We start from the raw sequence: 26,176 nt of genomic DNA on the forward strand, positions 1-26,176 counted from the left end.
GGTCACCGACCAGCCCCCGGCTCTCAGGCGACGGCCAGCACGTCCGGCAGGGGGCGCGTGTGCACGACGGTCAGCTCGGTGACCGCGCGGGTGAGGACGACGTAGAGCCGGCGCAGGCCGGTGCGGGCGTCGGGCTCGGCGTCGATGATGGCGGCTGGCTCGACCACCACGACCCGGTCGAACTCGAGGCCCTTCGCGATGCTCGCCGGCACGATCTCGACCTGCCGGTCCTCGTCGTCTCCGTGGTCGGCGTCGAGCCGCCCGTGGGGGATGCCGGCCGCCCCGAGCGCAGCGCTGAGGGCGGCGACCTCCGCGTCGGGGGCGATGATGCCCACGGACCCCGGCTCGGTGGTCGCCCCGCGCACGGCCTCGAGGACGGCGGCGGCGTGCGCGTCATCATCCGTGGGGACGATGGTGAGGCGGCCGGGGTTGTCGCGCACGGCCTTCGGCGCGCCGAGACCGGGCGCCATCGCCGGGAGGAGCCTGGCGGCGAACTCGATGACGAGCCCGGGCACGCGGAACCCGCGGTCGAGGACGACGAGCTCGTGGGCGGGACGGCCGAGGTGGCCCATGGCGTCCTCCCACGACTCGGTGGCCCACGGCGTGGTGCCCTGCGCGATGTCGCCGAGGACGGTGAGCGACCCGGTGGACGCGCGCCGGCCGACGGCGCGCAGCTGCATCGGCGAGAGGTCCTGCGCCTCGTCGAGGACGACGTGGCCGAGGCTGGGCGTGCGGTCGAGCAGGTCGGCGACCTCGTCGAGCAGCGCCATGTCGGCACGGGTCCATCGCGCGGCACCCTTGGTGCGAGCAGGGCTGTCCCACAGCAGCATCCGCTGCTCCTCGGCGGTGAGGATGCCGTCGGCGGCCTCGGCGAGCGCGTCCGCATCCGAGAAGAGGCGGAACAGGACGGCGGCGGGGTCGAGGGCGGGCCAGAGCGCCTTGACGTACGCGGTCACGGGCGCCGAGCGGGCGACGGTGTCCTGGACGCGGTCGTCGGGGGAGTCGCCGCTGCGCTCCATCTGGAGCAGCACGTGGTGGGCCAGGCGCTGGGGGAGCAGGTCGCGGGCGGCGGAGTAGCGGACCCCGCGGGCGACGAGCGCCTCGACGTCGTCGCGGATGTCGTAGGCGGGGACCCGCCACTTCCGCACGCCTCTCGGGACGACGAGGGTATCCTCGGCGCGGCCCACCCGTGACCAGACGGCGCGGTTCAGGACCTCGGCGAGCCGGGCATCGCCCTTGAGAACCGCTGTGGCCGTGGGGTCCTCGGCGCGGACGCGGCCGTGGGCGAGGAGGGTGTCGATCGTGGCGTGCTGCACGCGGACCTCGCCGAGCGAGGGGAGGACGGCGCCGATGTGGTCGAGGAAGGCGCGGTTGGGCCCGACGACGAGGACGCCGGAACGGTCGAGCTGCGAGCGGAACGAGTAGAGCAGCCATGCGGCGCGGTGCAGGCCGACGGCGGTCTTGCCGGTACCCGGGGCGCCCTGGACGCAGATGCTCGTCGTGAGGTCGCTGCGGACGATCTCGTCCTGCTCGGGCTGGATCGTCGAGACGATGTCGCGCATCGGGCCCGAGCGGGGGCGCTCGATCTCGGCGGCGAGGATCGCGCTGTGGTCGGTTGCCTTGCCCTGGGTGAGGCGCTCGTCCTCGTAGGCGGTGAGCCGGCCCCGGTCGACGCCGAAGCGCCGCCGCAGCTCCACGCCCATCGGCTCGGTGGGGGAGGCGCGGTAGAAGGCGGTGCTGATGGGAGCGCGCCAGTCGACCACGACCGGGTCGCCCCGGTCGTCGCTGACGTGGCGGCGGCCGACGTGGAAGGTCTCGTCGCCGTGCGCGGTGCGGGTGTCGATGCGGCCGAAGAAGAGGGTGGTCCTCGGGTCGTCCTGGAGGGAGGCGACGCGTCGGGCGAGGACCAGGCCGAGGAGCTCGCTCGAGTACGTGTCGCTGGCCTTGCTGGCATCAAGCCGGTCGGCCTGCTCGCGCATGCGGCGCAGCTGGTCCCGGGCGTGGTCGAGGTGCGCCTGCTCGCGGGCGAGGACGTCAGTGGTGGAGGTGTCGGCGGACGACGCAGGCACAGCGGATCCGCCCTTCATCTGTCGAGGAGTACCCATACGGGCGAACCGACGATGGTAGCGAGAGAGTCCCGCCTCGCGCCACCTGCGATGGTCGGCGCGGCGTCCCAGCGGTCAGGGTGTCGGTGCGGCGCACGCCCCTCCACCGATGAAGCTGCCGCCGGTCGACAGGACCGTCTCGACGGAGGCCGCGTAGTTCTGGCCACCGACGAAGCTCGAGATGGCGGTGGTGCTCGTCGGCACGCCGACGTACCCGGGGAGTCGAGCAGGTGTTGCCCCGTTCGTCCGCACGCTCATGTCCTGCACACCGGCGAAGGGGCCGTGCTCGAGCCGGTTGTTCCGGAGGTCGAAGCACCCGGGCGTGACCCCGTTGTTGTCCGACCGCAGGAGGAGGCCGTAGATGGCGAACGCTCCCGACGGCGACGTCACGGAGTTGTCCGTCACGGTGACGTCAGCGGTGGTGGCCAGGGCCTGGCGATCGATCCCGATGCCCACCGACCGGCACTGGGACAGCGTGTTCCTGGTGACCAGGGCGGTGTTGACACCAGTGGCCGCGTACACCTGGATCCCCTGTTGGTCTCCGCAGGAACCCGCCAGGTCGACACGACCGATGACGTTGTCCCGGATGACCCCCTCCACGACACCGGTCGGCGCACCCTGGTTGCTGAAGGCCGTGATGCCGCCCGAGGAACCACCGACCATCCGGTTCCTCTCGATGGTGTAGCGGACCACCCCGGCCCACACGCCTGCCTGGAACGAGCTCACGTTTCCACCGACCGAGATCGGTCGGCCGCCGCCGCTGACGTTCGGCGGGTCCATGGTGTTGTCGGCGATGGTGATGCGCATGTTGCCGCTGGTCACCACGTGGTCGGCACCGGCGACGACGTTGGAGATGTTGTCGGCGTAGTAGTTGCGTGACACGTCCGCGTCGTAGGTGTTCGCGCCCCGCGAGTTGACGTCCATGCCGAAGCGGGCTGCCCCGATCACCTGGTTGCCCGTCAGGACAGCGGTGACCGGCGAGACGCCTCGCACGGCGATGCCGTTGTAGCGCGATGCCTCGACGGTGGTGTCGACGATGGTTGCGGCTCCGCCGAAGTCCCCCTGGAAACCTCCCAGGTTGACGCTGGAGCTCAGGTTGGCCCCGTTGTCCTTGATCCAGGACGACCTCAGGGTGAACCCGTTCGTGCCGGTGACGTAGATCCCGGACGCCGCCGTGTCGAGCACGCGGACACGCGTCAGGCGTGGCTGGAGAGTGTTGACCAGCTCGTAGCCGAACCCGTTCACGTGCTGGACCGTGCCCCCCGAGCAGTCCGAGGCGTCAGCGGCGGTGGTCCGCGACCCGTCGCTGCCCGTGAGGCCGCCGCACCGTCCTGACGAGTTGCCCGTGACGACGAAGGAGCCCAGGGTTCCCGTGTTGTTCACCATCACCGCGGAGCTCGGAGCACCGTCGGCATCCACGCGCTGGAGGGTCACGCCCGCAGCTCCGATGCGGCTGTTGGAGATGGCCACGGCTCGACCCGTCGTCGTCCGCACCACGTTCGCCGCCCCGGTGACCGTGACGACACCGCCGGTCTGGATCGCGAGCCCCGGGCGGTCGGTGTTGTCGATGGCGACGCCACCGGTGAAGTTCACGACGGTGTCGGCGTGGACGTTGTTCACCTCGACGCTGGCGTTGGTCCCCACGACGGGGCCGGCGAACGTCATCGACGCCGCTGCTCCGTTCGAGGTCACCTGGACGGCCGCTCCGCCGACTCCCTCGATGGCCGCACCGATGAGGGCCGTGCCGGCGCTGCTGGGCTGGAACAGGAAGGCGCGGCTGGAGGACCCCGACGCGCTGACGCGGGTGTTCGCGCCGAAGCTGAGGTTCCCGCCGAAGAACACCACACCGATGCTGCCGAAACCCGTGGCCTGGACGTCCACGCGACGGACGTCGTTCCCGCTGACGAGCTGCAGCGCAGTCTGGTCCACGGCGGCGATGAGGGGGTTCACACCTGACCCCGGCAGGAGCTCGGCCCCGGACACCGTCAGGCCCTCCGGTTGGCCCCAGAGCCGTTGGCTGCTCTCGAGGGTCAGCGGCGCGTACGCGGTGGCGCTGCTGGCCACGAAGATGATGTCGCCCGGACCGTCGGCGTCGCCGAACCCGTTGACCTGCGTGGTGCTGGTGTAGGGCGTGTGGGACCGGCCGTCGCCGGGGCCGGTGGCCGCGTTGTCGACGTACCAGACCATTTCGGAGCCGATGGTGATGCTGACCGTTGCGGGGGAGGTGAACTCACCGTCGGTGACCCGGTAGGTGAAGGTGTCGGTCTGGCTCCGGTCCCCGACTCCGGGCGAGTAGACGAAGCTGCCGTCACTGTTGATCGTCACCGTCCCACCCCCGGTGGTGCTCCTGGTCTCCGCGACCGCGCTGAGGGTGTCGCCCTCCGGGTCGACGTCGTTCTGGGTCGGCAGGTCGCCCGTCAGCGTGGTGTGGGCCCCGGTGGAGGTGGTTCCCAGGACGGCCCGGGTGTTGCCGACCACTCCGGAGTAGGTGTCCGCCACGGCCGTCGGGGCGTCGTTGCCGTCGAGCACGGTGACGGTGAACGTCTCCTGTCGTGCCAGTCCGCCGCCGTCGACCACCCGGACGAGGACGGTGTACGAGCTCGTCGTCTCGTAGTCGAAGACGGCGGCGGTCTTCAGGGTCGACCCGGTCAGGCTGAACCGGGCGTTGTCCGCCGAACCGGCGGGCAGGGAGTAGGTCGCGGAGTCGCCGGCGTCGGGGTCGACGGACGACGTGGTGCCGACGGTCGTGCCCGAGGCCTGGTTCTCGGCAACGGTCGTCCCGGTCAGCGCCAGGGACTGCGGAGCCTCGTTGACGTCGGTGACCACGACCGTGAACACCTGGTCGGCGGTGGCACCCGAGCTGTCGGTCACGCGGACCCGGATCGAGTAGGTGTTGGTCTGCTCGAAGTCGAAGGACCCTGCCGTGCGGAGCGTGTCGCCCACGACCTGGAACGCGCCGTTGCCGGCGTCGCCGGTTCCCGCGACCAGGGCATAGCCGGGCGTGTCCGGGCCGTCCGGGTCCTGCGAGGACAGGGTGCCGACCGTCGTCCCTGCGGGCTGGTTCTCGGCCACCTGCGCGGGGGACAGGCTCACCGAGCTGGGACCTTCGTTGACGTCGGTCACCGTCACGGTCAGGGTGGCCTCCACCGTGCCACCGTGGCCGTCGTCCGCGCGGACGACCACCGTCCTGGTTCCGGCCGCCTCGTGGTCCAGCGGCTGGCTCGTCCGCAGCTGGTCGCCGTCGACGGTGAACAGGCCCGTGGCGCCGCCGGTCACGGCGAAGGTGATGCTGTCGCCGGCGTCCTGGTCCGCGGCCGACAGCGTTCCCACCGACGCTCCCGCCGGCTGGTTCTCCGTCACGGTTCCCGGCTCGAGGGTGATGCCGGTCGGGCTGTCGTTGCCGTCGGTGACGAAGACCGTCAACGCCGCAGTGGTCGACAGGCCGCCGCCGTCCGTACCCCGGACCCGCACGGCGTACGGGCCGTGCTCGAAGTCCAACCCGTTGCGAGCGACCAGGTCGCTGCCGGCGACGGTGAACGCGGCGTTGTCCGCGTCCCCGGTTCCGGAGACGAGGAGGAAGGTCAGGGAGTCGCCGTCGGGGTCGCTCGCGCTGAGCGTGCCGACCGTCCCACCTCCACCGTTCTCGGCCACCGTGGACGGGTTCACGGCCAGGGCGGTCGGGGCCTCGTTGACGTTCGTGGCCGTGACGGTGAGGTCCCTGACGAACGTGCCACCGTGGCCGTCGTCCGTCTGGACGGTCACGACGTACTCGGGTCCCGCGCCCTCGTGGTCCAAGCCTGTGGTGGACAACGTGGTCCCCGTGATGCTGAACAGCCCGTTGTCGTTCGGCGTCGTGCCTGACGTCAGGGTGTACGTGAAGGTGTCACCGGCGTCGGCATCGGTCGTGGTGAGGGTCCCGACCGTCGTCGCGGTGTTCTCGGCCACCTGTCCGTTGCTCAGGGAGATCCCCGTGGGCGCCCGGTTCTCCTGGACGTCGGTCACGGTGATGGTGACGGCCTGGGCCTGGCTCAGGCCGCCCGCGTCCGTGGCGAGGAGCCGGACCGAGTACGACGGCTTCGACTCGAAGTCCACCGCGGCAGCGGTCCGCAGCTGGGTGCCCGACAGCACGAAGGACGCGTTGTCCTGGGAACCCGCGCCCGCGGTGAGGGCGAACTGCAGGGCGTCACCGGGGTCGTTGTCCGTGGCGGAGACGGTGCCGACCAGGGTTCCCGTGGGCACGTTCTCCGTCACGACCGACGGCGAGAGGGCCAGACCGGTGGGCGGGTTGTTGACGGAGACCAGCTTCAGGTCCGTGGCCGAGCACTGCGTCAGGGCGCTGACCCGACGGAGGACCGCCCCCGGCTGGGCACAGAAGTAGACCGCCGTGGCCGTGGGGACGCTCAGTGGAACGCCCTTGAGCTGCTTGCTGCAGGTGTTCGTCTTCGACACCAGGTGCACCGTGCTGCCGGTGGCGCAGAGCTCGCTCGGTGCGGCGACGGAGAGGGTCACCAGCGTCTCCTGCTTGGTGCACCCCGATGCGGTCGGGGTGTGGCGGAGCACTCCGTTGCTCTTCGCCGCGCACGCCAGGCGCAGCACCACGGGATCATCCGCCGCGGCGGCCGGGAGGGCCTGGAGCACCGTGAACGCGGCCATGCACACCGTCGACAGGACACCGAGAACGAACTTCCCCCGCATGGCTGACCTCCGAAGACGTCCCGGTCATTCCGAGTGAATGCGCTGGTCAGCGGCCCGAGAGTCCTCGAACCGTAGTCGGGTGTCCTCCTGCCGTACATAGTCATTCTGGGCCATGGGTGCCGGAGAGGAACTGCGGTGAGCACAGATCGCACAGCTGCTCGACGGTGCCGTTGACGCCCCCTGATGGCTAGCCTTGTGTCGTGAGCAGCTCCCCGTACCCACCCCGCCCTCCGTGGCGGGTGTTGGTCGCGGATCGGAGCCACGATGGCTCACTCACCTCATCGCCAGCACAAGGGCTGTCAGCTCTGCAAGCCCCACAAGAACCGTCGCCACGGCCGCGCCGCGCGTGAGCCGTGGGCGGTGCTGCGCCAGATCGGCAAGAAGCGCCGCCTCCGCCGGGGTGACCTCGGCGACGCCTGAGGTGCTGATCAGCCGCCGGAGGGCTGCTTGACCTCTTCGCGGTCGACGTCGCCGTCGACGAGGTGTTCGGCTGCGCTCACGAGGAGCGGTGGGAGGTCGGCGCTGCGGGCACGCACCCGCGCCAGCAGGTCCTGACGCATCCGTGGCTCCCAGAACTTGCGGATGTGCGTCGCGATCTCCGACGCCGCCTTGTCCGGCGGGAGCGACTCGAAGTTCCGGACCAGGTCACGCCCGAGCCGGACGACGGGAGGTTCTCCGCTCACGAGCGGCCCGCCGTCGACACAGGCTCGGCGACGCCGGCCTCCGCCTTCGCCGCCTGGGTCACGACCTCGACCTGCACCGCCGTCACCTTGTACTCCGGACAGTTGGTCGCCCAGTCGGAGTTCTCGGTGGTCACGACGTTCGCGCCCGTCACCGGGTGGTGGAAGGTCGTGTAGACGACGCCGGCCGGCATCCGCTCGGAGACCACGGCCGTGAGGCGGGTGGCGCCCACCCGCGACGACAGCTCGACGACGTCACCCGAGGTGATGCCGCGCAGCTCGGCGTCGGACGGGTGGATCTCGAGGACGTCCTCGGGGTGCCAGGTGGAGTTCGGCGTGCGGCGGGTCTGGGCGCCGACGTTGTACTGCGACAGGATGCGCCCGGTCGTGAGGACCAGAGGGTAACGGCGGTTCGCCCGCTCGGTGGTGGGCACGTAGACCGTCGTCGTCAGCTGGCCGAGACCACGGACGAACGACCCGACGTGCATCGTCGGCGTCCCGTGCGGGGCCGCTTCGGTGACGGGCCACTGCATCGAGCCCTCGTCATCGAGGCGGGAGAACGAGACGCCGGCGAACGTCGGTGTGGTGGCGGCGATCTCGTCCATGATCTGTGACGACGACGCGTACGACATCGGGTAGCCCATGGCCGTGGCGATCTCGCAGACGACCTGCCACTCGTCCTTGCCGACGCGCGACGGCATCACGGGCCGCACCCGGTTGATGCGCCGCTCGGCGTTGGTGAACGTGCCGTCCTTCTCGAGGAACGACGCCCCGGGGAGGAAGACGTGGGCGAAACGGGCCGTCTCGTTGAGGAAGAGGTCGTGGACGACGACGAGCTCCATCGCGCGCAGCGCCGCCTCGACGTGCTGCGTGTTGGGGTCGGACTGGGCGATGTCCTCGCCCTGCACGTACAAGCCCTTGAACGATCCGCCGATCGCGGAGTCGAACATGTTGGGGATGCGCAGCCCCGGCTCCGGCTGGATCGTCACGCCCCACAGCGACTCGTAGATGTCGCGCACCTCGGGCCGCGACACGTGCCGGTACCCGGGCAGCTCGTGGGGGAACGAGCCCATGTCGCACGAGCCCTGCACGTTGTTCTGCCCGCGCAGCGGGTTCACCCCGACGCCCTCGCGCCCGAGGTTGCCGGTGAGCATCGCGAGGTTCGCCATGCCCATGACCATCGTCGAGCCCTGGCTGTGCTCGGTGACGCCCAGGCCGTAGTAGATCGCCGCGTTCGGCCCACCGGCGTACAGCCTTGCGGCAGAACGCAGCTCGGCGGCGGGGATGCCGGTCTCGGCCTCCATCGCCTCGGGCGAGTGCTCGGGCTTCGCGATGAAGTCGAGGTAGGTGTCGGCGTCCTCGCAGCGCGAGCGCACGAACTCCTCGTCCCACAGCCCCTCGGTGACGATGACGTGGCACATGGCGTTGACGAACGCGACGTTCGTCCCCGGCCGCACCGGCAGGTGGAACTGCGCCTGCACGTGCGGCGAGCGCACGAGGTCGATCTGCCGCGGGTCGGCGACGATGAGCTTCGCGCCCTCCCGCAGCCGCTTCTTCATCCGCGACGCGAAGACCGGGTGCGCATCCGTGGGGTTGGCGCCGATGACGAGCATGACGTCGGCCGACTCGACCGACTTGAAGTCCTGGGTACCGGCCGAGGTGCCGAACGCGTGGTTGAGGCCGTACCCGGTGGGGGAGTGGCAGACCCGCGCGCAGGTGTCGATGTTGTTGTTGCCGAACGCCGCCCGCACCATCTTCTGGACGACGTACACCTCCTCGTTCGTGCAGCGCGAGGACGAGATGCCGCCGATGGAGCCGATGCCGTACTTCTCACGCAGGCCGAGGAAGCCCGTCGCGATCCGCTCGATCGCCTCCTCCCACGACACGACCTGCCACTCGTCGTCGATGGAGTCGCGCACCATCGGGTTCATCTGGCGGTCGTCGTGTGAGGCGTACCCGTAGGCGAAGCGGCCCTTGACGCAGGAGTGGCCCTCGTTGGCGCCGCCGTCCTTCCACGGCACCATGCGCACGACGCGGGTCTTGTCGCCGGCCCCCTGGACCTCGGCCTTGAACGAGCACCCGACTCCGCAGTACGCGCACGTGGTGATGACCGAGCGGGTCGGCATCCCCAGCGAGACGACGGACTTCTCGGTGAGCGCGTCAGTGGGGCAGGCCTGCACGCACGCCCCGCACGAGACGCACTCGGACGACAGGAAGTCTGTGCCACCGGGGGTGATTCGCGAGTCGAACCCGCGGCCCTCGACGGTGAGCGCGAACGTCCCCTGCACCTCGGAGCAGGCCCGGACGCAGCGCGAGCAGACGATGCACGCCTTGGGGTCGTAGTCGAAGTACGGGTTGGACGCGTCGGCCGGCTCGGCCAGGTGTGACACCCCGCCCATCCCGTAGCGGACCTCTGCCACACCGGTTTCCAGCGCGAGGCCCTGCATCTCGCAGTTGCCCCGCTCGCAGCCGGCGCAGTCGGTGGGGTGGTCGGACAGGTAGAGCTCCATGACCCCGCGGCGCAGCTGCTGCACCTGCTCGGTGCGGGTCGACACGACCATGCCGTCGACGCAGGGGGTCGTGCACGAGGCGGGGGTGCCCTTCATCCCCTCGACCTCGACGAGGCAGAGGCGGCACGAGCCGAACGCCTTGAGGTTGTCGGTGGCGCACAGCTTGGGGACGTCGATGCCGGCGAGCTTGGCCGCGCGCATCACCGAGGTGCCGGGCGGCACCATCACGACGACGCCGTCGATGGTGACGTGCGCCGTCGCCTCCCCGAAGACCGGCGGCGTGCCGTGATCCGGTGTCTCGAGGGCGGGTTCGGGCTCGTGGACGAGCGTCATGGTCTGGCCCCTTCCGTGGTGACCGTGGCCGACTCGGGGATGCCCGCAGCCGCCTCGTGGGCGTCGTCGGGACGGACCCCGAAGTCCTCGGGGAAGTGCTCGAGGGCGCTGCGCACCGGCATGGGCGTGAGGCCGCCCATCGCGCACAGCGAGCCCTTGGTCATCGTGGTGCAGAGGTCCTCGAGCAGGACGAGCTGGGTGCGGCGCACGCCGTCATCGGTGGCGTTGCGGATGCGGTCGACGACCTCGACACCGCGCGTGGAGCCGATGCGGCACGGGGTGCACTTGCCGCAGGACTCCTTGGCGCAGAACTCCATCGCGAAGCGCGCCATGAGCGAGGCGTCCATCGTGTCGTCCCAGACGACGATGCCGCCGTGGCCGACCATCGCGTTCGCCTCGGCGAAGGCCTCGTAGTCCATCGGCAGGTGGAACTGGCTGGTGGGCAGGTAGGCGCCCAGGGGCCCGCCCACCTGCACCGCCTTCACCGCCCTGCCGGAGGCCGATCCGCCGCCGAAGTCGTCGACGAGGGTGCCGAGCGAGACGCCGAAGTCGGCCTCGACGATGCCGCCGCGCGCCACGTTCCCGGCGAGCTGGAAGACCTGGGTGCCGCGGGACCGGCCCGTGCCGAGCGCGGCGTACGCGGCGCCGCCATCGGCCAGGACCATGGGGACCGCGGAGAGCGTGAGGACGTTGTTGACGACGGTCGGCCGGCCGAACAGCCCCTCGAGCGCGGGGATCGGCGGCTTGGCGCGCACCTCGCCCCGCTTGCCCTCGAGGGACTCGAGCATCGAGGTCTCCTCGCCGCAGATGTAGGCGCCGGCGCCCACCCGCACGTCGAGGTCGAAGCGCCGACCGCTGCCGAGCACCGACTCGCCGATGACCCCGTGGGCGTAGGCGATGTCGATGGCCCGGCGCAGGGTGCGGATGGCGTGGGGGTACTCGCTGCGGAGGTAGACGAAGCCCTCGGTGGCGCCGACGGCGATGGCGGCGATCGCCATCCCCTCGATGAGGGTGAACGGGTCGCCCTCGATGAGCATGCGGTCGGCGAAGGTGCCGGAGTCGCCCTCGTCGGCGTTGCAGCAGACGAACTTCACGTCGGCCCTCGCCTTGCGGACGGTCTCCCACTTGATGCCGGCGGGGAAGCCTGCACCGCCGCGGCCGCGCAGGCCCGACTCGGTGACCTCCTCGACGACCTGGTGGGGCTCGAGGGTGAGGGCGCGCTGGAGGCCGACGAGGCCGCCGTGCTCGCGGTAGGCGGCGATGTCGGTGGGCTCGATGACGCCGACGCGCGCGAACGACACGCGGTGCTGGCGGGTGAGCCACTCGTGCTCGTCGACGAGGCCGATGCAGCGGTCGGTGTCCTTGAGGCTGCCGTCGAGCAGGGCGTCGATGTCGGCGGTGGTCACGGTGCCGTAACCGACGCGGCCGGCGTCGGTCTCCAGCTCGACGAGGGGCTCGAGCCACAGCATCCCGCGGGACCCGTTGCGCCGCACCGTGATGCCGCGCGCCTCCAGCTCAGCCGCGACGGCGTCGGCACCCATCGCCACGGCGGAGGCGTCGCACGGAACCCAGGCGGTCGTCATCGCTGCCACTCCTGGGTGATCTCGGTGAGGCGCTCGGGGGTCAGGCCGGCGTGGAGGGAGCCGTCGAGGGTGCCGCTCGGGCCCTGGGCGCACAGGCCGAGGCAGAAGACCTCGCCGACCTCGACGTCGGGGTCGGTCGCCCAGCGGTCGCTGGCGTCGGCGTGGAGGGCCTCGCCGCCGCGCGCCTGGCAGGCCTCGCCGCGGCACAGGGAGACGCGGTGCGCGGGCGGAGGGGTGCGGCGCAGGTCGTGGTAGAAGGTCACGGTCCCGTGGACGTCGGCCCTGCTGAGGTTGAGGACCTTGGCCACGACGGTGACGTCGTCGTCGGTGACGTAGCCGTGGGTGGCGACGACCTCGTGGAGGACGGGGAGCAGCGGTCCGCGGATGCCCGCGAGCTGCTCGGCGATGGCGCGCACGGACTCCGCCCGGACCGGGTCGGCAGGGGCGGGCGTCGGGGCCTGGATGGGACCTCGCTTGGGCACGGGCCGTGCGCTCCTCGTCGTCGAGAAATGACCTTTCTCGTCACGATACGCGGCGGGGGCGCGCAACGGCAGGGCTCGGGGGAGGACGCGCGGTGCCATGTCGTGGAACACGCCCTGACCTGCGGCGATGTGGGTTGTTGTGCGTGCCTGTTCGGCAAGTGGTTCGGCCGAAATGGAACTCGGGGGAGGGTGTTGCGGATGACGCGTCGGCGGTCGCGGCGGTCGCGGCGTTCCGGTGGCGGCTCGCGGGGCTGCGGGTTCGGGGTGGTGCGGATGCCCTGCGTGCGCGCACGCGGAGGCTCGTGCGCCTCGGTGGTGGGGCCTGTGGATGACGGCGGACGCCTGTCGGTGGACATCTGTACGATTACGGCATGACAGGGGAAAGAGCACTCGAGGCACGGCGGGAGGCCGTCGCGGAGGCCACGGCTGCGCTCTCGGGCCTCGCTGACAGTCTCTGGGAGGCGGGGTCGGGGGATCTCGCGGACCTGATGGAGGAGGCCGACCGGTTGGCGGCCCTCGCCGCGGCGGCTCGGGTGTCCATCGCTGCCGAGGCCGTGGCCCGCGGTGAGGTCGCGGCGGCCGGCGAGAACGCGTTCTCCTGGGTGCGGGCCCACGCGCCGTCGTTGCGGCAGGGCGGAGCGGGCGACGTGGCGAAGCTGGCGGTCGCCGTGTGTGGACGCCCGTCCGGTGGGCTGGGTCAGGCGGGTGCGGTGGGCGACGGCGTGGAGCCCGCGTCGCCACTCGGGATCGTGTGGGCGGGCGTGGTGCAGGGAGCGGTGGCGCCCGGTCTGGCCACCGCGGTGCTGCGCGAACAGGTCCGGCTCGACCCGGTGCTGCGCGACGAGGTGCGGGGCACGGTGACCGCGGCGTTCCTCGCGCTCGGCACGCAGTGGGGCGTGGGGCAGATGCGGCGGCTGCGGCCGCGGCTGGTGGCCGAGTTCGGGACGCCGGGCGCCTTCGACGACCTCCAGTCGCGGCTGTCGTCCGCGGCGTGCCTGTCGGCTCCGGTGGTCTCGTCGGGCGACGTCACGGAGTACCAGCTGCGGATGACACCCGAGCAGGCGGTGGCGATGGAGGCGGCGATCGGTCCGCTCAGCGCGCCCGCGCCGAACGAGGAGACGGGTGAGCGCGACCTCCGGCCGTCGGGGCAGCGACGGGTGGAGGCGCTGGCCGAGGTCTGCCGCCGCTCGTCGGCGCTCGATGCTGACGGCGCAGGTGTTGATGGGGCCGGGGCCGCAGCCTCGGCGGTGCACGTGACGATCGCGCTGTCCGACCTGCAGGCTCGCACCGGCTTCGGCGAGGTGCTGGGGTCGTCCGCGACCGGCACCGTGCTCACCCCGGAGATGCTGCGCCGGGTGTGCTGCGAGGCCGACCTCATCCCGCACGTCCTGGGCACGGCTGGGGAGGACCTCGACCTGGGACGAGTGGCGCGCCTCTTCACGCGGGCGCAACGGCGGGCGCTCCGCCGCCGCGACCGGGGCTGCACCTTCCCGGGATGCACGGCGCCCGCGGCCTGGACACGTGCTCATCACGTCGTCCACTGGGCTGACCACGGTCGTTCGGAGCTGCTCAACGCCGCTCTGTTGTGCCAGCGCCACCACACCTATGTCCACGACAGACGCCTCATGGCGACGGTTCGTCGACGTCCGGACGAACGAGGGCGCTACGTCGTCTGGGACCTGAGCCCCGGGAGCTACGACCGCTTCCTCGAACGCCGAGCGGCGGAACGCGCGGCCGATGACCCACCCCTCCTCACGGCGGAGCGGTGGTGGGAGCTCCTGGCCGCGGTCAGCGGTGGCGAGGAGGTGGAGCGTCGGTGTGCCGAGGACGAGCTGGTGCGTGCCGCCATGGCGGAGGAAGCGCTCCTCGAGGAGTCAACGCGGGGCGATGACGACCCCGAGGACCGTGAGTGGGCCTACACCTCGACGGCGATGGCGTCGTGACGTCGGCCCGGCACCACTGATCGACCGGCCAAGGCGGTGAACCAGCCTGAGTTGCGGTCAGCGGACGGTGGAGTACCGCGCGTACCGAGCCGTTGGGCTCGGGCGCTCGAGGAGGCGGACCTGCACGGCCTCGACCCGTCGCGCCTGGCCGGTGGTGCCGGCGACGGCGCCGTTGACGACCCAGGGTTGCCACCCGACGCCGGCGACGTAGGCGCGGTAGGAGATGTCGTAGCGCTGGGCGAGATCACCGGTGAGCCGCAGCCGCAGCGCCTCGAGACGCAACCGGCGGCCGGGGGCGCCGATCCGCCCGGTGGTCGTCTCCTTCATCCACCCGAGGCGTTCGACGTTCGCCTGGGCGACGAGCGTCCCCGCGACGGGGGAGTCGACGAGAGCGAGCTCGAGCCCTTCGAGCCGCAGCCGCTTCCCGGGCGCCCCCGACACCTGCCCGGTGGAGACCCACTGCCCCCAGTAGCGGGAGTGGAGGAACGAGCGCACCCGCAGCACCGGTACCTCGCCGTGGAAGCGCTCGAGGTGGGCGACGCGACGGGTCACCCAGGCGCGCAAGGACCCGACCTCCGCGGCGTAGGTCGGGGCGTACGACCGGCCCTCCACCGGGTGGAGCAGGTTCGTTCCGCCGAGGATCGGCCATCGGGTGAAGTTGGCGGCGGCGGAGGTGGCGAGGGCGGCCTCGTGGGCGTCGACCGCGGCGGGCAGGGCGGCGACGGCGGCTCCCACGCCACCGACCCACAGCTCGTTGACCCGCTGCACGAAGCGCGGCTCGCGGAACAGGTCGGACATCCACGGGTTGCCCAGGCCGCGCAGCACGACGGCGTTGGCGGCGTACTCGGCATCGGGGTTCGCCCCGTACTTCTCCTGCTTGTCGTACATGCCGAAGGCCGCGTCGAAGTCCCAGACGGGGCCGGCGTGGAGGACGTCGTCGGGACCGTCCTTCCACAGGTACACGCTGGAGACGAGCAGCTCGGGGTTCTCGGCCACCTCCTGCACGAGGTAGTAGCGGGCGAACGAGTCGACGTCGATGAGCGAGCTGATGGTCGACCAGTCGGGACGCCAGGCGCGCAGCGCGACGTCGAGGGCATCGAGGTCGGCCCGGACGTCGTCCCACCCGGCCTGGGTGTCGGCGGGGAGTGGGCCGTCCGCGAGGTCGGGGACGTCGGAGACGGCGTCCTTGAGCGTGAACACCGTGCCACTGGTGGCGGTGCGGAACCAGTGGTCCTCGGCGAGGCCGTAGCTGAGGTCGAGCTCGGTGAGGACGCCCTGCGGGTGGGTGAGGTCGACGCGGTTGGTCGCCACCTCCACCTTCTCGGCGAGCAGGTAGCTGCCGAGGTACTCCCCGTCGACCCGCAGCTCGACGAAACGCGACTGCGGGGAGTGGGGCAGCCCCACGGCGGCCGCGAGGTCGAACGCGAGCTTGTTGCGCATGAGCGAGGCGTCGGCGTGGTTGGCCAGGAGCACCCAGGTCCTGGCCGCCGGCATCCCCAGGAGCGTGCGCGAGCTGGAGAGCTTCAGCTGGTAGGGCCGCTTGGCGAGGGTCCACGTGGAGTTCCCCCGACCCTTGAGCTTCCCGGTGAGCGCGACGAGGTCGAGCGAGTCGTCGGGGGAGTCGACCGACGCGAGGACGGGGACCTCGTGGTCCTTCGCCTCGTGCACCCACGCCAGGGTGTCCTGCAGCGGGTCGACGGCGTTGAGCGTGATGTCGATGACGGGGAGCGGGGCGGGCGTGGGGTCCTCGGCGGCGGTGGCCGAGACAGCGGCACCCGATGTGTTCGAGGAGGTCGTGGCCGTCGCCGCCACCGCGAGCGAAGGCGATGTGGTCGAGGAGCTGGTGGCGCTCGACGCCGCCGCGAGCGATGGCGAGGGGGAGGAGGACGAGGACAGCGATGTGGCGGCGGCCGGCTCAGCGGCCGGCCCCAGCACGACCAGACCCGTGGCGACGAGGGCCACGAACGGCCCGAGGGTCGATGCGCGCATGGCGGGCTCCCGGACCTGCCGTGCCGAGCGCGTCCCCTGCGACGAACCCGTCCACGGCCGTGCGGTCCTCTCGTCAGGATAGGGAGCGGTGCGGCACGGCGTCCCGCATTCGGTGGAGGACGAGCCCCGGCCAGGGCGGCCGAGGAGACGGGTGGTGCGGGTGCGGCGCATGGTCCGGGTGAGCGGGCGATGCACGGCACGCGAGGCGACCTCCGGGCCCTGGGTGAGGCTTCGGGTCGGCGCGGGTCGGACGTCTGCGCGGCGGCGCCTCCCCGGTCCGGGGGCCTCAGCCGACGGGGATGGGCGGCCCCACGACCTCGAGGCCATAGCGCGGCCCGACCTCGTTCCAGCGGGCGATCTCCTCCGGCACGGACAGCCCTTCCCCCTCCGAAGGGATGTGCATGCCGGCCGCGGGGACACCGACCTCGTCGTACAGGCCCAGGAGGCCGCCGGGCGTGGTCAGCGAGAGGAACCGCGCGGGGGAGTCGCCCCGGATCCGGAACGCGTGCGGCACCCCGAGGGGGAGGTAGAGGAAGGCGCCCTCGGTGAGCGAGAACGTCTTGTCACCCGCGCGGTACTCCACCAGCCCGTCGAGGACGAAGAGGGCCTCCGCTTCGCGGGTGTGCCGGTGGAAGGGCGTGGCGATGCCGGGCGGCTGGGTCACGAGGGAGACGCCGAGCGCCCCGCCGGTCTGGTCCGCCGACACGAGGTGCTCGAAGAGCGAACCCATCGCCCAGGTGCCGGGACCGTCGCCGGCACGGTGCACGACGACGCGCTCGCGGTCGCCCCGTGCCTCCTCGCCGGGGCCGCTGCCGCCCACGGCCCGGTTCGTGCCCACGGCACCCATGGCGGCCTCCATTAATTGACCCGAAACACCTTCGGACGAATATTGGTACAGTAGGCCTCGTGACGAAGCCGGTCAAGACCCGTCGCTACCGCTCGCCCGTGAGGGAGGAGCAGGCGGCCGCCACCCGCCGTGCGGTGCTCGACGCCGCCCGCGACCTGTTCACGACCGTGGGCTACCCCGGGACGACCGTGGCGGACGTCGCCCGGGACGCCGGGGTGTCGGTCGACACCGTGTACGCGAGCGTCGGCCGCAAGCCCGAGCTCCTGCTCGCCGTGCACGACATGGCGCTAGCCGGTGGGGACGAGCCGGTCGCCGCCTCCGAGCGCGACTACGTGGCGCAGGTGCGCGCCGCACCGTCAGGGGCAGCCAAGCTGCGGACCTACGCCGACGCGCTGGGCGCCCGCTTCCCGCACGTCGTCCCGCTCGCGCTCGCGCTGCAGCGGGCGGCGGAGGACGACCCTGCCTGCCGCGCGGTGTGGGAGGGTCTGGAGGAGCGGCGCCGCACCAACATGCGCGCCCTCGCCCGCGAGCTGAGGGAGACCGGTGACCTGCGCGACGACCTCGACGACGAGGCCGTCGCCCACCGGCTCTGGCTCGCGAACAGCCCGCAGTACTACCGCCTGGTGACGAGCGGGGGTCGCACGCCCCGCGACTATGCCGACCTCGTCCTCGACACCTGGACGCGCACGCTGCTGCGCGTCCCGGCCACGGCGTCGGACACCACGTCCTCCTGAGCGTCGCCCGCCCGCATCGCCCGAGGACGAACGGCCCCGGTCGATTAGGGGTGGTGGGACCCCACTGGTAACCTTGACCACTGCCGTGAACTTCGGCCGCGGATTACAGAGAGCCCCGGTGAACCAGCCCGGGAGCGCCGCGCAGCGAAACCCTTGAAGGAGACCGACGCCCCATGCCGCTGAGCACTGACGTCAAGAAGCAGATCATCACCGAGTACGGCTCGTCCGAGGGCGACACCGGCTCTCCCGAGGTGCAGATCGCGCTGCTCACCCAGCGCATCAAGGACCTCACCGAGCACTCGCGCCAGCACAAGCACGACCACCACAGCCGTCGTGGCCTGCTGCTCCTGGTCGGCCAGCGCCGCCGCCTCCTGCGTTACCTGGAGAGCGTCGACGTCGAGCGTTACCGCTCGCTGATCAAGCGCCTCGGCCTTCGCCGATAAGGACTTCCGCGAGGGGCGGTCCTCACGTTGACCGTGAGGGCCGCCCTTTCCGCGTGAGAGGGGGAGCGACATCGCACCCCCTGTTGGACAAGCCCGTGCACAACGACGATGCACGCGAGCTTCACACAAGAGAAAAGGAGGACCCATGGAGGGTCCTGAGATCACTGTCGCCGAAGCCGTCATCGACAACGGCAAGTTCGGCACCCGCACCGTCCGGTTCGAGACCGGCCGGCTCGCGAAGCAGGCCGGCGGCTCCGTCGCGGCCTACCTGGACGAGGACACGATGCTCCTCTCCACCACCACCGCCGGGAAGCACCCGCGCGAGGGATTCGACTTCTTCCCCCTGACCGTCGACGTCGAGGAGCGGATGTACGCCGCGGGCAAGATCCCCGGCTCGTTCTTCCGTCGCGAGGGCCGCCCGTCCACGGACGCGATCCTCACCTGCCGTCTCATCGACCGCCCGCTGCGCCCGACCTTCACCAAGGGTCTGCGCAACGAGGTCCAGGTCGTCATCACGGTCCTGGCGCTCAACCCCGACCACCAGTACGACGTGCTCGCCATCAACGCGGCCAGCGCCTCGACCCAGATCTCCGGCCTGCCCTTCAGCGGCCCGATCGGTGGCGTCCGCGTCAGCCTCATCGACGACCAGTGGGTCGCGTTCCCGAACTTCTCGGACATCGAGCGCTCGACCTTCGACATGGTCGTCGCCGGCCGCGTCGCCGGTGACGACGTCGCGATCATGATGGTCGAGGCCGAGTCCACCGAGAACACGTGGGACCTGGTCAAGACCGAGGGCAAGACCGCCCCCACCGAGGAGATCGTGGCCCAGGGCCTCGAGGCCTCGAAGGTCTTCATCAAGGCCCTGTGCGAGGCCCAGGCCCAGCTCGCGGCGACCGCCGCCAAGCCGGTCCAGGAGTTCCCGCTCTTCCTCGACTACTCCGACGACGTGTACAACGCCGTCGAGGCCAAGGTCGGCGCCGACACCGCTGCCGCCCTGCAGATCGCCGGCAAGCAGGAGCGCGAGGACCGCCTCGACGAGCTCAAGTCGGCCGCGCACCTCGCCCTCGTGGGCGACGGTGAGGGCACGACCGGTGAGTTCGCCGGTCGCGAGAAGGAGGTCTCGGCCGCCTTCCGCTCGGTGCAGAAGAAGTACATCCGCGAGCGCATCCTCAAGGACAAGGTCCGCATCGACGGCCGTGGCCTCGCCGACATCCGCGCCCTGAGCGCCGAGGTCGAGGTGCTCCCGCGCGTGCACGGCTCGGCGATCTTCGAGCGTGGCGAGACCCAGATCATGGGCGTCACGACGCTGAACATGCTCCGCATGGAGCAGCAGCTCGACACGCTGTCGCCGGTGACGCGCAAGCGCTACATGCACAACTACAACTTCCCGCCCTACTCGACCGGTGAGACCGGTCGTGTCGGTTCGCCGAAGCGTCGCGAGATCGGCCACGGTGCGCTCGCCGAGCGTGCCCTCATGCCGGTCCTGCCGACCCGCGAGGAGTTCCCCTACGCGATCCGCCAGGTGTCCGAGGCCCTCGGCTCCAACGGCTCGACCTCGATGGGCTCGGTCTGCGCGTCCACCCTCGCCCTGCTCAACGCCGGTGTGCCGCTGCGCGCGCCGGTCGCGGGCATCGCGATGGGCCTGGTCTCCGCGGAGGTCGACGGCGTGACGCAGTACGCCGCCCTCACCGACATCCTCGGTGCCGAGGACGCGTTCGGCGACATGGACTTCAAGGTCGCCGGCACCAGGGAGTTCGTCACGGCCATCCAGCTCGACACCAAGCTCGACGGCATCCCCGCCGACGTGCTGGCCGGCGCGCTGACCCAGGCCCGCGACGCGCGCCTGCACATCCTCGACGTCATGAACGAGGCCATCGACGCGCCCGACGAGATGAGCCCCTTCGCTCCTCGCGTCATCAGCGTCACGGTCCCGGTCGACAAGATCGGCGAGGTCATCGGCCCGAAGGGCAAGATGATCAACACGATCCAGGACGAGACCGGCGCGCAGATCTCGATCGAGGACGACGGCACCGTGTACATCGGCGCCACCGACGGCCCGTCGGCCGAGGCCGCGCGCGCCATGATCAACGCCATCGCGAACCCGCAGATGCCGGAGATCGGCGAGCGCTTCCTGGGCACCGTCGTCAAGACGACGACCTTCGGCGCGTTCATCTCGCTCCTGCCGGGCAAGGACGGCCTCCTGCACATCTCGGAGGTCCGCAAGCTCGTCGGTGGCAAGCGCATCGAGGCCGTCGAGGACGTCCTGGCCGTGGGCCAGAAGGTCCAGGTCGAGCTCAAGGAGATCGACCCGCGCGGCAAGCTGTCGCTCGCGGCCGTGATGGCCGAGGGCGAGACCGGCGACGAGCAGGCCCCCGCGGCCGACTCGGCCCCGGCCGCTCCGGCTGCCGACCTCGACGACGAGTCGGGCTCCGACTCCGACTCCGACGAGCGCGACGAGCGCTCGGAGGACGGCGAGCGCGGCGAGCGGCGCCCCCGCAACCGCCGTCGTGGCGGCCGAAGCCGTGGCGAGCGGTCCGAGGGTGAGCGCAGCGACTCCGAGGGCGCACCCGCCGACGCCTGATCCGGCGACCGCAGCACCGCAGTCCGACCGAGGGCGCGGCACCCCACGTGGGTGCCGCGCCCTCGGCGCGTCCAAGGGGTCATCGCCTCTGCCACCGACGACGAAGGCCCGCACCCCGGTGGGGTGCGGGCCTCTCGGCGGTGGGGGTCGCTCAGGCGACCGAGCGGGGGCGGATCGCCGGAGGAGCGGTCCAGCGCATCTCCATGCGAACGCGCCCGTCGGTGGTGACCGGGACCCAGCGCATCGACAGACCGGTGCGGGTCGTCGAGGTCGTGGCCTTCTTCATCGCGTCCTCCCTTCGGGGTCGTTCATCGTCTGTTCACCTCTAGGGTAACCGACCGGCGACCAGAAGGTGAACAGAAGGTGAACAACCCGGCGCGCCGGAGGGGTGGCGACAGGCGTCGGCGGGGAGTGCTCCCCATTCCGCCCGCGCTCCGACGCGGTGAGACTGGCGGCAACGGGGAGGAGCCGCCATGGACCAGGACACCGAGCGCCTGCACGAGGCACGCGAGGACATCGACCGCGCCCTGCAGCGCCTGGAGACGGTCGAGCCGTCGACGAGCGAGGTCGAGGGCACCGACGCGAGGAAGGCCGTGCGGGTCCGCGTCGCGCCGGACGGCCGGGTCGGCGCCATCACCGTCGACCACCGGTGGCAGGACCTGCTCACCCCCGCCGAGCTGGGCCCGGCCATCGCCCAGGCCTACGTCTCGGCCGGGGCCGGCCGCCTCGAGGACTGGAACGAGAAGGTCGAGGGGGCCTTCGAGCTGCCCGAGCCCGCCAACCGCCCGTTCCCGACCGCCGTGGCCGAGCACGTCGGCGGCCTCCCCAGCGCGACGACCCTCGACCAGGACGACGTCCTGCGCGAGCTCCTCGAGGTCTGGACCGAGCTCGAGGCCCAGCTCGACGCCGCCATCGAGGACGTCACGGCCGGCGTCGAGCGCGTCCACCGCGCCTCCAGCCCGAACGGCGACGTGAACGTCGAGCTCTCCGCGGCCGGCGGGCTGCTCGGCCTCACCCTGCGCGAGGCGTGGGCCACCCGCACCCACCCCGCGAACATCGGACGCACCGTCCTGGCCACGATCGAGCAGGCGCAGGGCGAGGCCCTGTCGACCTTCGCCCGCACGAGGGCCGACGCCGACCGCAACACCGCCACCCTCACCCGCCTGGGCGACCCCACCCGCATCGGCCGTCGACTCGGCCTGGACCTGTAGGAGACGACATGGGCTACGAGGTGCAGCTCGAGGCGCTCGAGCACGACGCGAAGATCTGGGACCGCACGAGCGACGTCCTCGACGACGCGGCCGGCGAGGCGCGCTCCATCACGGTGACGACGATCTCGACCTCCGTCATCGCCGACGCCACCGGCTTCAACAGCGCCTACGCCGACCTGCAGGACTTCGTCGCGGGCATCCTCGACGGCGGCGCCACCGCCACCGACACGATGGCCGCCACCCTGCGCGACGTGAAGCGGCAGTACGAGGCCGATGACGACGCCGCCCTGCGCCGGATCGGCGCCGAGTGGTCGCCCGTCGAGTGACCGCCCACGCGGCACCACCCACGACGACCCGACCCCCACGACCCTGACGACCGACGTGACACGAGCGAGGAGCACGAGATGAGCCCCGAGGAGATCCTGGAGAAGCTGCGCCAGAAGTGGGAGGAGCTGGTCGCCAAGGCCGAGCGCCTGCTCGAGGCGTTCAACAACACCCTCGACAAGATCGCCCGCTTCGCCGGGTGGATCGCCGAGAAGGCCGTCGACTTCTGGAACAGCAAGGTCGTGCCGAAGTGGCAGCAGGCCGTGGACTGGATGGGCGAGCACTGGAACGTCTTCGGCGCCCCGTGGCTGTGCTTCGGCTCGGCGGGGGACTGGCGCTCCGACGTCGGGCAGCCGGTGTCCGAGCGGGCCGGGCTGGCGACGAAGGGCCAGCTCGACGTCGACCAGACCTGGAAGGGGACGGCGGCCGGTCGCTACAACGACCGGCTCGGCCAGCAGGAGAGCGCCATCAAGGGGGTCTCGGAGCAGTTCGCCGAGACGATCGCCTCGGCGCTGACCAAGGTGGGCGCCGGCATCATCACCTGGTGGCTGGGGATCATCGTCGGCATCGGCATCCTGTTCATCTGCCTCACGGCGGCCACGGGCGAGGCGATCTCGGTGTTCGGGCTCCCGGCGGTGCCCCCGACCGTCCTCACCGGCTGGGCGGCCTTCATCGGCTGCCTCATCACCACGACGGGCGTCCTCACCACCCTCTGCCTGCTCGCCAAGAGCGACCTGCAGGGGGTGCGCAGCAAGCTCTCGGGCTACCCGGAGGCGGCGTGGCCCACCTTCGGGTGAGAGCCTTCGGTCCATGGACGTGACGACGGCGCGCGACGTCGCCCGGGTGCGAGCCAGGGCGGCCGCTGGAGGGGCGGTGCTCTCGGGCGTGCTCGGCGTCGGGGCCGGGGCGTTCGCGGTGTCGGCGCCGGAGGGGGCGCGGGCGGTGCTCGTCGCGGCCTGCGTGCTGGGAGTCGTGTCGGGGCTGGGCTGCGTCGTCGTCCTCGTGGCCAACCGGGCGCTGGCGGAGGACCCGGTGGCCCGCGGGCCGCGCTCGCTGGCCTCCTCGGTGGTCGCGGGCGCGCTGCTGGCGTGGGTCGTCACCGTCGCCGCGGTCACCATCGGCACGGGGGAGCTGGCCTGGGCCCTGTCGGCCCTGGGCCTCGTCGTCGTCGTGATGCCGGCGGTCGTCCTCGCGGCGATCACCATCAAGGGTCCGCACCCGACCTGACCGCACCGGACCGCGCCCGACCCGGACCGCAGTCCCTGACTAGGCTCGGCCCATGAGTGCGATCAGGGTGTCGGTCATCGGGGCGGACGGGCGGATGGGGGCCACCGTCTGCCGCGCGGTCGAGGCCGCCGACGGCCTCGAGCTCGCCGGGCGCTTCGACGCCGGTGACGACCTGGGCGACCTCGCCGGCGCCGACGTCGTCGTCGAGTTCTCCGTCCCCGACGCCTCACCCGCCAACGTCGCCCACTGCGTCTCCCGGGGCGTGCACGTCGTCGTGGGGACCACCGGGTGGTCCGACGACCGGCTCGACGTCCTGCGCGGACAGCTCGCCGAACAGCCCGAGGTGGGCGTCCTCATCGCCCCCAACTTCGCCATCGGCGCCGTGCTGATGATGGCGTTCGCCGAGAAGGCCGCCCGCTTCTACGAGTCGGTCGAGGTCATCGAGCTGCACCACCCCGACAAGGTCGACGCGCCCTCGGGCACCGGCGCCCGCACCGCCGAGCTCATCGGCGCTGCCCGTGATGACGCGGGCCTGGGTCCGGTGCCCGATGCCACCACGCACGACCCCGACGGCGCCCGCGGCGCCCGGGTCAGCGGCGTGCCGGTGCACTCGGTGCGGCTGCGCGGGCTCGTCGCCCACCAGGAGGTCCTCCTCGGAGGCGAGGGCGAGCTGCTCACCATCCGCCACGACTCCTTCGACCGGGTCTCGTTCATGCCCGGCGTCGTCACGGCGGTGCGCGAGGTCGCGTCGCACCCCGGCCTCACCGTGGGCCTCGAGCACTACCTCGGCCTCGCCTGACGCCCTGCGCCGCAGGACGCTGACCAGCGGGTTCGCCCGCGTGTAACGCGGGTGTTTCGCGCACCTCACGCACCCCGAGCACGCCGGGGTGCGCGCGATGTTTCGGACGGTTCACACGCCCCGCAGCCCCCGGAAACAGCGGATCCCTAGCGTCGGGAACGTCCGACACCGGGGTCGGGACGTCACCACCGTGTCCCTGACCTCGGTGTCGTCCCGAGCCCGCTCCGCTTCCGGGAAGGGTCGTCATGTCCACCACCGTCACCCCCGCCGCGGCCTCCACGGCGCCCCCCGCCACCGCCCCCGCGGCCCCCACCCTCGAGCCCGGGGTCGTCGGCCCCGGTCGCTGGATCGAGCACTGGGACCCGCAGGACGAGGGCTTCTGGGCCAGCCGCGGTCGCGCCATCGCCCGCCGCAACCTCGTGTTCTCCATCCTCGCCGAGCACATCGGCTTCTCCGTCTGGATGCTCTGGTCGATCGTCGTCGTGGCGATGTCCGGCACCTTCGACGCCACCGGCGCCCTCGTCGCCACCGGCGCCAACGGCTGGGCGCTCACCGCCGGCCAGGCGCTCACCGTCCTCGCCGTCGCCTCGGGCGTCGGTGCCGTCCTGCGCATCCCCTACACCTTCGCCGTGCCGATCTTCGGCGGTCGCAACTGGACCGTCGTCTCGGCCTTGCTCCTCCTCGTCCCCACCCTCGGCCTGTTCTGGGTCGTCCAGCACCCCGGGCTCCCGTTCTGGGTGCTGCTCCTCGTCGCCGGCACGGCGGGCTTCGGCGGCGGCAACTTCGCGTCGTCGATGGCCAATATCTCCTTCTTCTACCCGGAGAAGGAGAAGGGCTGGGCGCTCGGCCTCAACGCCGCCGGCGGCAACATCGGCGTCGCGGTCGCGCAGAAGGCGGTCCCGCTGGTCATCGGCCTCGGCGGCGTCGCCGCCGGGCTGGCCAACGCCGGACTGCTCTACGTGCCGCTCGCCATCACCTCGGCGGTCCTGGCGTACAAGTTCATGGACAACCTGCGCGACGCCAAGGCCGACCCCGGCCCCACCGCCCGCGCGACCCGCCACCTGCACACCTGGCTCATGGCCCTGCTCTACATCGGCACCTTCGGGTCGTTCATCGGCTACTCGGCGGCGTTCCCGACCTTGCTCAAGGTCGTCTTCGAGCGCCCCGACATCGCCCTCGGCTACGGCTTCCTCGGCGCCCTCGTCGGCTCCGTCTCCCGTCCCCTCGGCGGTCGGCTGTCCGACCGGCTGGGCGGCTCGGTCGTCACGGTCGGCGCGTTCCTCGTCATGGCCGTCGCCGGTGTCGTCGCCGTGCTCGGCGTGCAGGCCAAGAGCCTGCCGCTGTTCTTCGCCAGCTTCATGGTCCTGTTCGTGGCCACCGGCGTCGGGAACGGCTCGACCTACCGGATGATCCCGGCGATCTTCACCCGCCTCGGCGCCCGTGACGGCGACGGCGGCGGTGACTCGACGCTGGAGTTCAAGCGGCGTGCGGCCGGCGCGGTCGGCATCATCTCGGCCGTTGGCGCCTTCGGCGGGTTCGTCATCCCGTTCGTCTACAAGTTCGCCAAGGAGGAGTACGGCTCGATCGTCCCGGCCCTGCAGGTCTACATCGGCGTCTTCGTCCTCCTGGCCGTCCTCACCTGGGCCGTCTACCTGCGCCGCGGCGCGACGATGGCGAAGGTCTGACCGAC

The 26,176-nt window shown here is 71.7% G+C and carries 20 protein-coding genes; 11 read left to right on the top strand and 9 right to left on the bottom strand.

What is annotated here, in order from left to right; all coding sequences use genetic code 11:
- Positions 1–23 precede the first annotated feature (23 nt).
- Both ACFLFB_RS07690 and ACFLFB_RS07695 read right to left on the bottom strand, forming a co-directional pair.
- Positions 24–2,087, bottom strand: a complete 2,064-nt coding sequence (locus ACFLFB_RS07690; RefSeq protein WP_392545122.1) for a HelD family protein — start codon at positions 2,085–2,087, stop codon at positions 24–26.
- A gap of 93 nt (positions 2,088–2,180) precedes the next feature.
- Positions 2,181–6,800, bottom strand: coding sequence for a beta strand repeat-containing protein (locus ACFLFB_RS07695; RefSeq protein WP_392545123.1), 4,620 nt, complete (start codon positions 6,798–6,800; stop codon positions 2,181–2,183).
- A 264-nt stretch (positions 6,801–7,064) separates the two neighbouring features.
- Between ACFLFB_RS07695 and ACFLFB_RS07700 the strand changes: the two genes are divergently transcribed.
- Positions 7,065–7,220 (top strand): hypothetical protein, encoded by a 156-nt coding sequence (locus tag ACFLFB_RS07700; protein ID WP_392545124.1) that lies wholly within the window; start codon positions 7,065–7,067, stop codon positions 7,218–7,220.
- Positions 7,221–7,228: 8 nt separating this feature from the next.
- Here ACFLFB_RS07700 and ACFLFB_RS07705 read toward each other — a convergent pair whose 3' ends face one another.
- From ACFLFB_RS07705 to ACFLFB_RS07720, 4 genes are read right to left on the bottom strand one after another with little or no spacing between them, the layout of a single operon-like run.
- Complete coding sequence (locus ACFLFB_RS07705; protein ID WP_392545125.1) at positions 7,229–7,483, bottom strand: formate dehydrogenase subunit delta; 255 nt, start codon at positions 7,481–7,483, stop codon at positions 7,229–7,231.
- Positions 7,480–10,323, bottom strand: coding sequence for a formate dehydrogenase subunit alpha (gene fdhF / locus ACFLFB_RS07710; protein ID WP_392545126.1), 2,844 nt, complete (start codon positions 10,321–10,323; stop codon positions 7,480–7,482). Before fdhF ends, ACFLFB_RS07705 begins: the two co-directional genes overlap by 4 nt.
- Positions 10,320–11,906, bottom strand: a complete 1,587-nt coding sequence (locus ACFLFB_RS07715; RefSeq protein WP_392545127.1) for a formate dehydrogenase beta subunit — start codon at positions 11,904–11,906, stop codon at positions 10,320–10,322. The genes fdhF and ACFLFB_RS07715 overlap by 4 nt, the downstream gene beginning before the upstream one ends.
- Complete coding sequence (locus ACFLFB_RS07720; protein WP_392545128.1) at positions 11,903–12,388, bottom strand: NAD(P)H-dependent oxidoreductase subunit E; 486 nt, start codon at positions 12,386–12,388, stop codon at positions 11,903–11,905. The genes ACFLFB_RS07715 and ACFLFB_RS07720 overlap by 4 nt, the downstream gene beginning before the upstream one ends.
- A 488-nt stretch (positions 12,389–12,876) precedes the next feature.
- Here ACFLFB_RS07720 and ACFLFB_RS07725 point away from each other — a divergent pair, with 488 nt between their 5' ends.
- Positions 12,877–14,331 (top strand): HNH endonuclease signature motif containing protein, encoded by a 1,455-nt coding sequence (locus tag ACFLFB_RS07725; protein WP_392545129.1) that lies wholly within the window; start codon positions 12,877–12,879, stop codon positions 14,329–14,331.
- Positions 14,332–14,388: 57 nt separating this feature from the next.
- Here the strand turns inward: ACFLFB_RS07725 and ACFLFB_RS07730 are convergent, their stop codons facing one another.
- A complete protein-coding gene (locus ACFLFB_RS07730) occupies positions 14,389–16,320 on the bottom strand; it encodes a CotH kinase family protein (RefSeq protein ID WP_392545130.1) in 1,932 nt (643 codons plus the stop codon).
- A 286-nt stretch (positions 16,321–16,606) separates the two neighbouring features.
- The gene (locus ACFLFB_RS07735; RefSeq protein WP_392545131.1) at positions 16,607–17,179 is read right to left on the bottom strand and encodes a cupin domain-containing protein; all 573 of its coding nucleotides are present in this window, start codon (positions 17,177–17,179) and stop codon (positions 16,607–16,609) included.
- A gap of 47 nt (positions 17,180–17,226) precedes the next feature.
- Here ACFLFB_RS07735 and ACFLFB_RS07740 point away from each other — a divergent pair, with 47 nt between their 5' ends.
- The 3 genes from ACFLFB_RS07740 to ACFLFB_RS07750 all read left to right on the top strand — a co-directional run bounded on the left by ACFLFB_RS07740 (position 17,227) and on the right by ACFLFB_RS07750 (position 20,925).
- Positions 17,227–17,901 carry a TetR/AcrR family transcriptional regulator gene (locus ACFLFB_RS07740; RefSeq protein WP_392545132.1) on the top strand — a complete coding sequence of 225 codons (675 nt, stop codon included), beginning with the start codon at positions 17,227–17,229 and terminating at the stop codon, positions 17,899–17,901.
- A 173-nt stretch (positions 17,902–18,074) separates the two neighbouring features.
- On the top strand, positions 18,075–18,344 hold the full coding sequence (gene rpsO, locus ACFLFB_RS07745; protein ID WP_392545133.1) for a 30S ribosomal protein S15: 270 nt from the start codon (positions 18,075–18,077) through the stop codon (positions 18,342–18,344).
- Positions 18,345–18,489: 145 nt separating this feature from the next.
- Positions 18,490–20,925, top strand: coding sequence for a polyribonucleotide nucleotidyltransferase (locus tag ACFLFB_RS07750; RefSeq protein WP_392545134.1), 2,436 nt, complete (start codon positions 18,490–18,492; stop codon positions 20,923–20,925).
- A 151-nt stretch (positions 20,926–21,076) separates the two neighbouring features.
- Here ACFLFB_RS07750 and ACFLFB_RS07755 read toward each other — a convergent pair whose 3' ends face one another.
- Positions 21,077–21,211 (bottom strand): hypothetical protein, encoded by a 135-nt coding sequence (locus ACFLFB_RS07755; protein ID WP_392545135.1) that lies wholly within the window; start codon positions 21,209–21,211, stop codon positions 21,077–21,079.
- A 187-nt stretch (positions 21,212–21,398) separates the two neighbouring features.
- Here ACFLFB_RS07755 and ACFLFB_RS07760 point away from each other — a divergent pair, with 187 nt between their 5' ends.
- From ACFLFB_RS07760 to ACFLFB_RS07785, 6 genes are all read left to right on the top strand, one after another.
- Positions 21,399–22,136: a hypothetical protein gene (locus tag ACFLFB_RS07760; RefSeq protein WP_392545136.1), complete on the top strand. Its 738-nt coding sequence runs from the start codon at positions 21,399–21,401 to the stop codon at positions 22,134–22,136.
- Between the two features lie 8 nt (positions 22,137–22,144).
- A complete protein-coding gene (locus tag ACFLFB_RS07765) occupies positions 22,145–22,462 on the top strand; it encodes a hypothetical protein (protein WP_392545137.1) in 318 nt (105 codons plus the stop codon).
- Positions 22,463–22,540: 78 nt separating this feature from the next.
- A complete protein-coding gene (locus tag ACFLFB_RS07770; protein ID WP_392545138.1) occupies positions 22,541–23,257 on the top strand; it encodes a hypothetical protein in 717 nt (238 codons plus the stop codon).
- A gap of 13 nt (positions 23,258–23,270) precedes the next feature.
- Positions 23,271–23,687, top strand: coding sequence for a hypothetical protein (locus tag ACFLFB_RS07775; protein ID WP_392545139.1), 417 nt, complete (start codon positions 23,271–23,273; stop codon positions 23,685–23,687).
- 52 nt (positions 23,688–23,739) lie between these two features.
- Positions 23,740–24,486, top strand: coding sequence for a 4-hydroxy-tetrahydrodipicolinate reductase (gene dapB / locus ACFLFB_RS07780; RefSeq protein ID WP_392545140.1), 747 nt, complete (start codon positions 23,740–23,742; stop codon positions 24,484–24,486).
- 245 nt (positions 24,487–24,731) lie between these two features.
- Entirely contained in the window at positions 24,732–26,171 is a 1,440-nt protein-coding gene (locus tag ACFLFB_RS07785; protein WP_392545141.1) for an MFS transporter, read from the top strand.
- Positions 26,172–26,176 lie beyond the last annotated feature (5 nt).

This window comes from Oryzobacter telluris, from assembly GCF_043099285.1.
In the GTDB taxonomy this organism is placed as follows: domain Bacteria; phylum Actinomycetota; class Actinomycetes; order Actinomycetales; family Dermatophilaceae; genus Oryzobacter; species Oryzobacter telluris.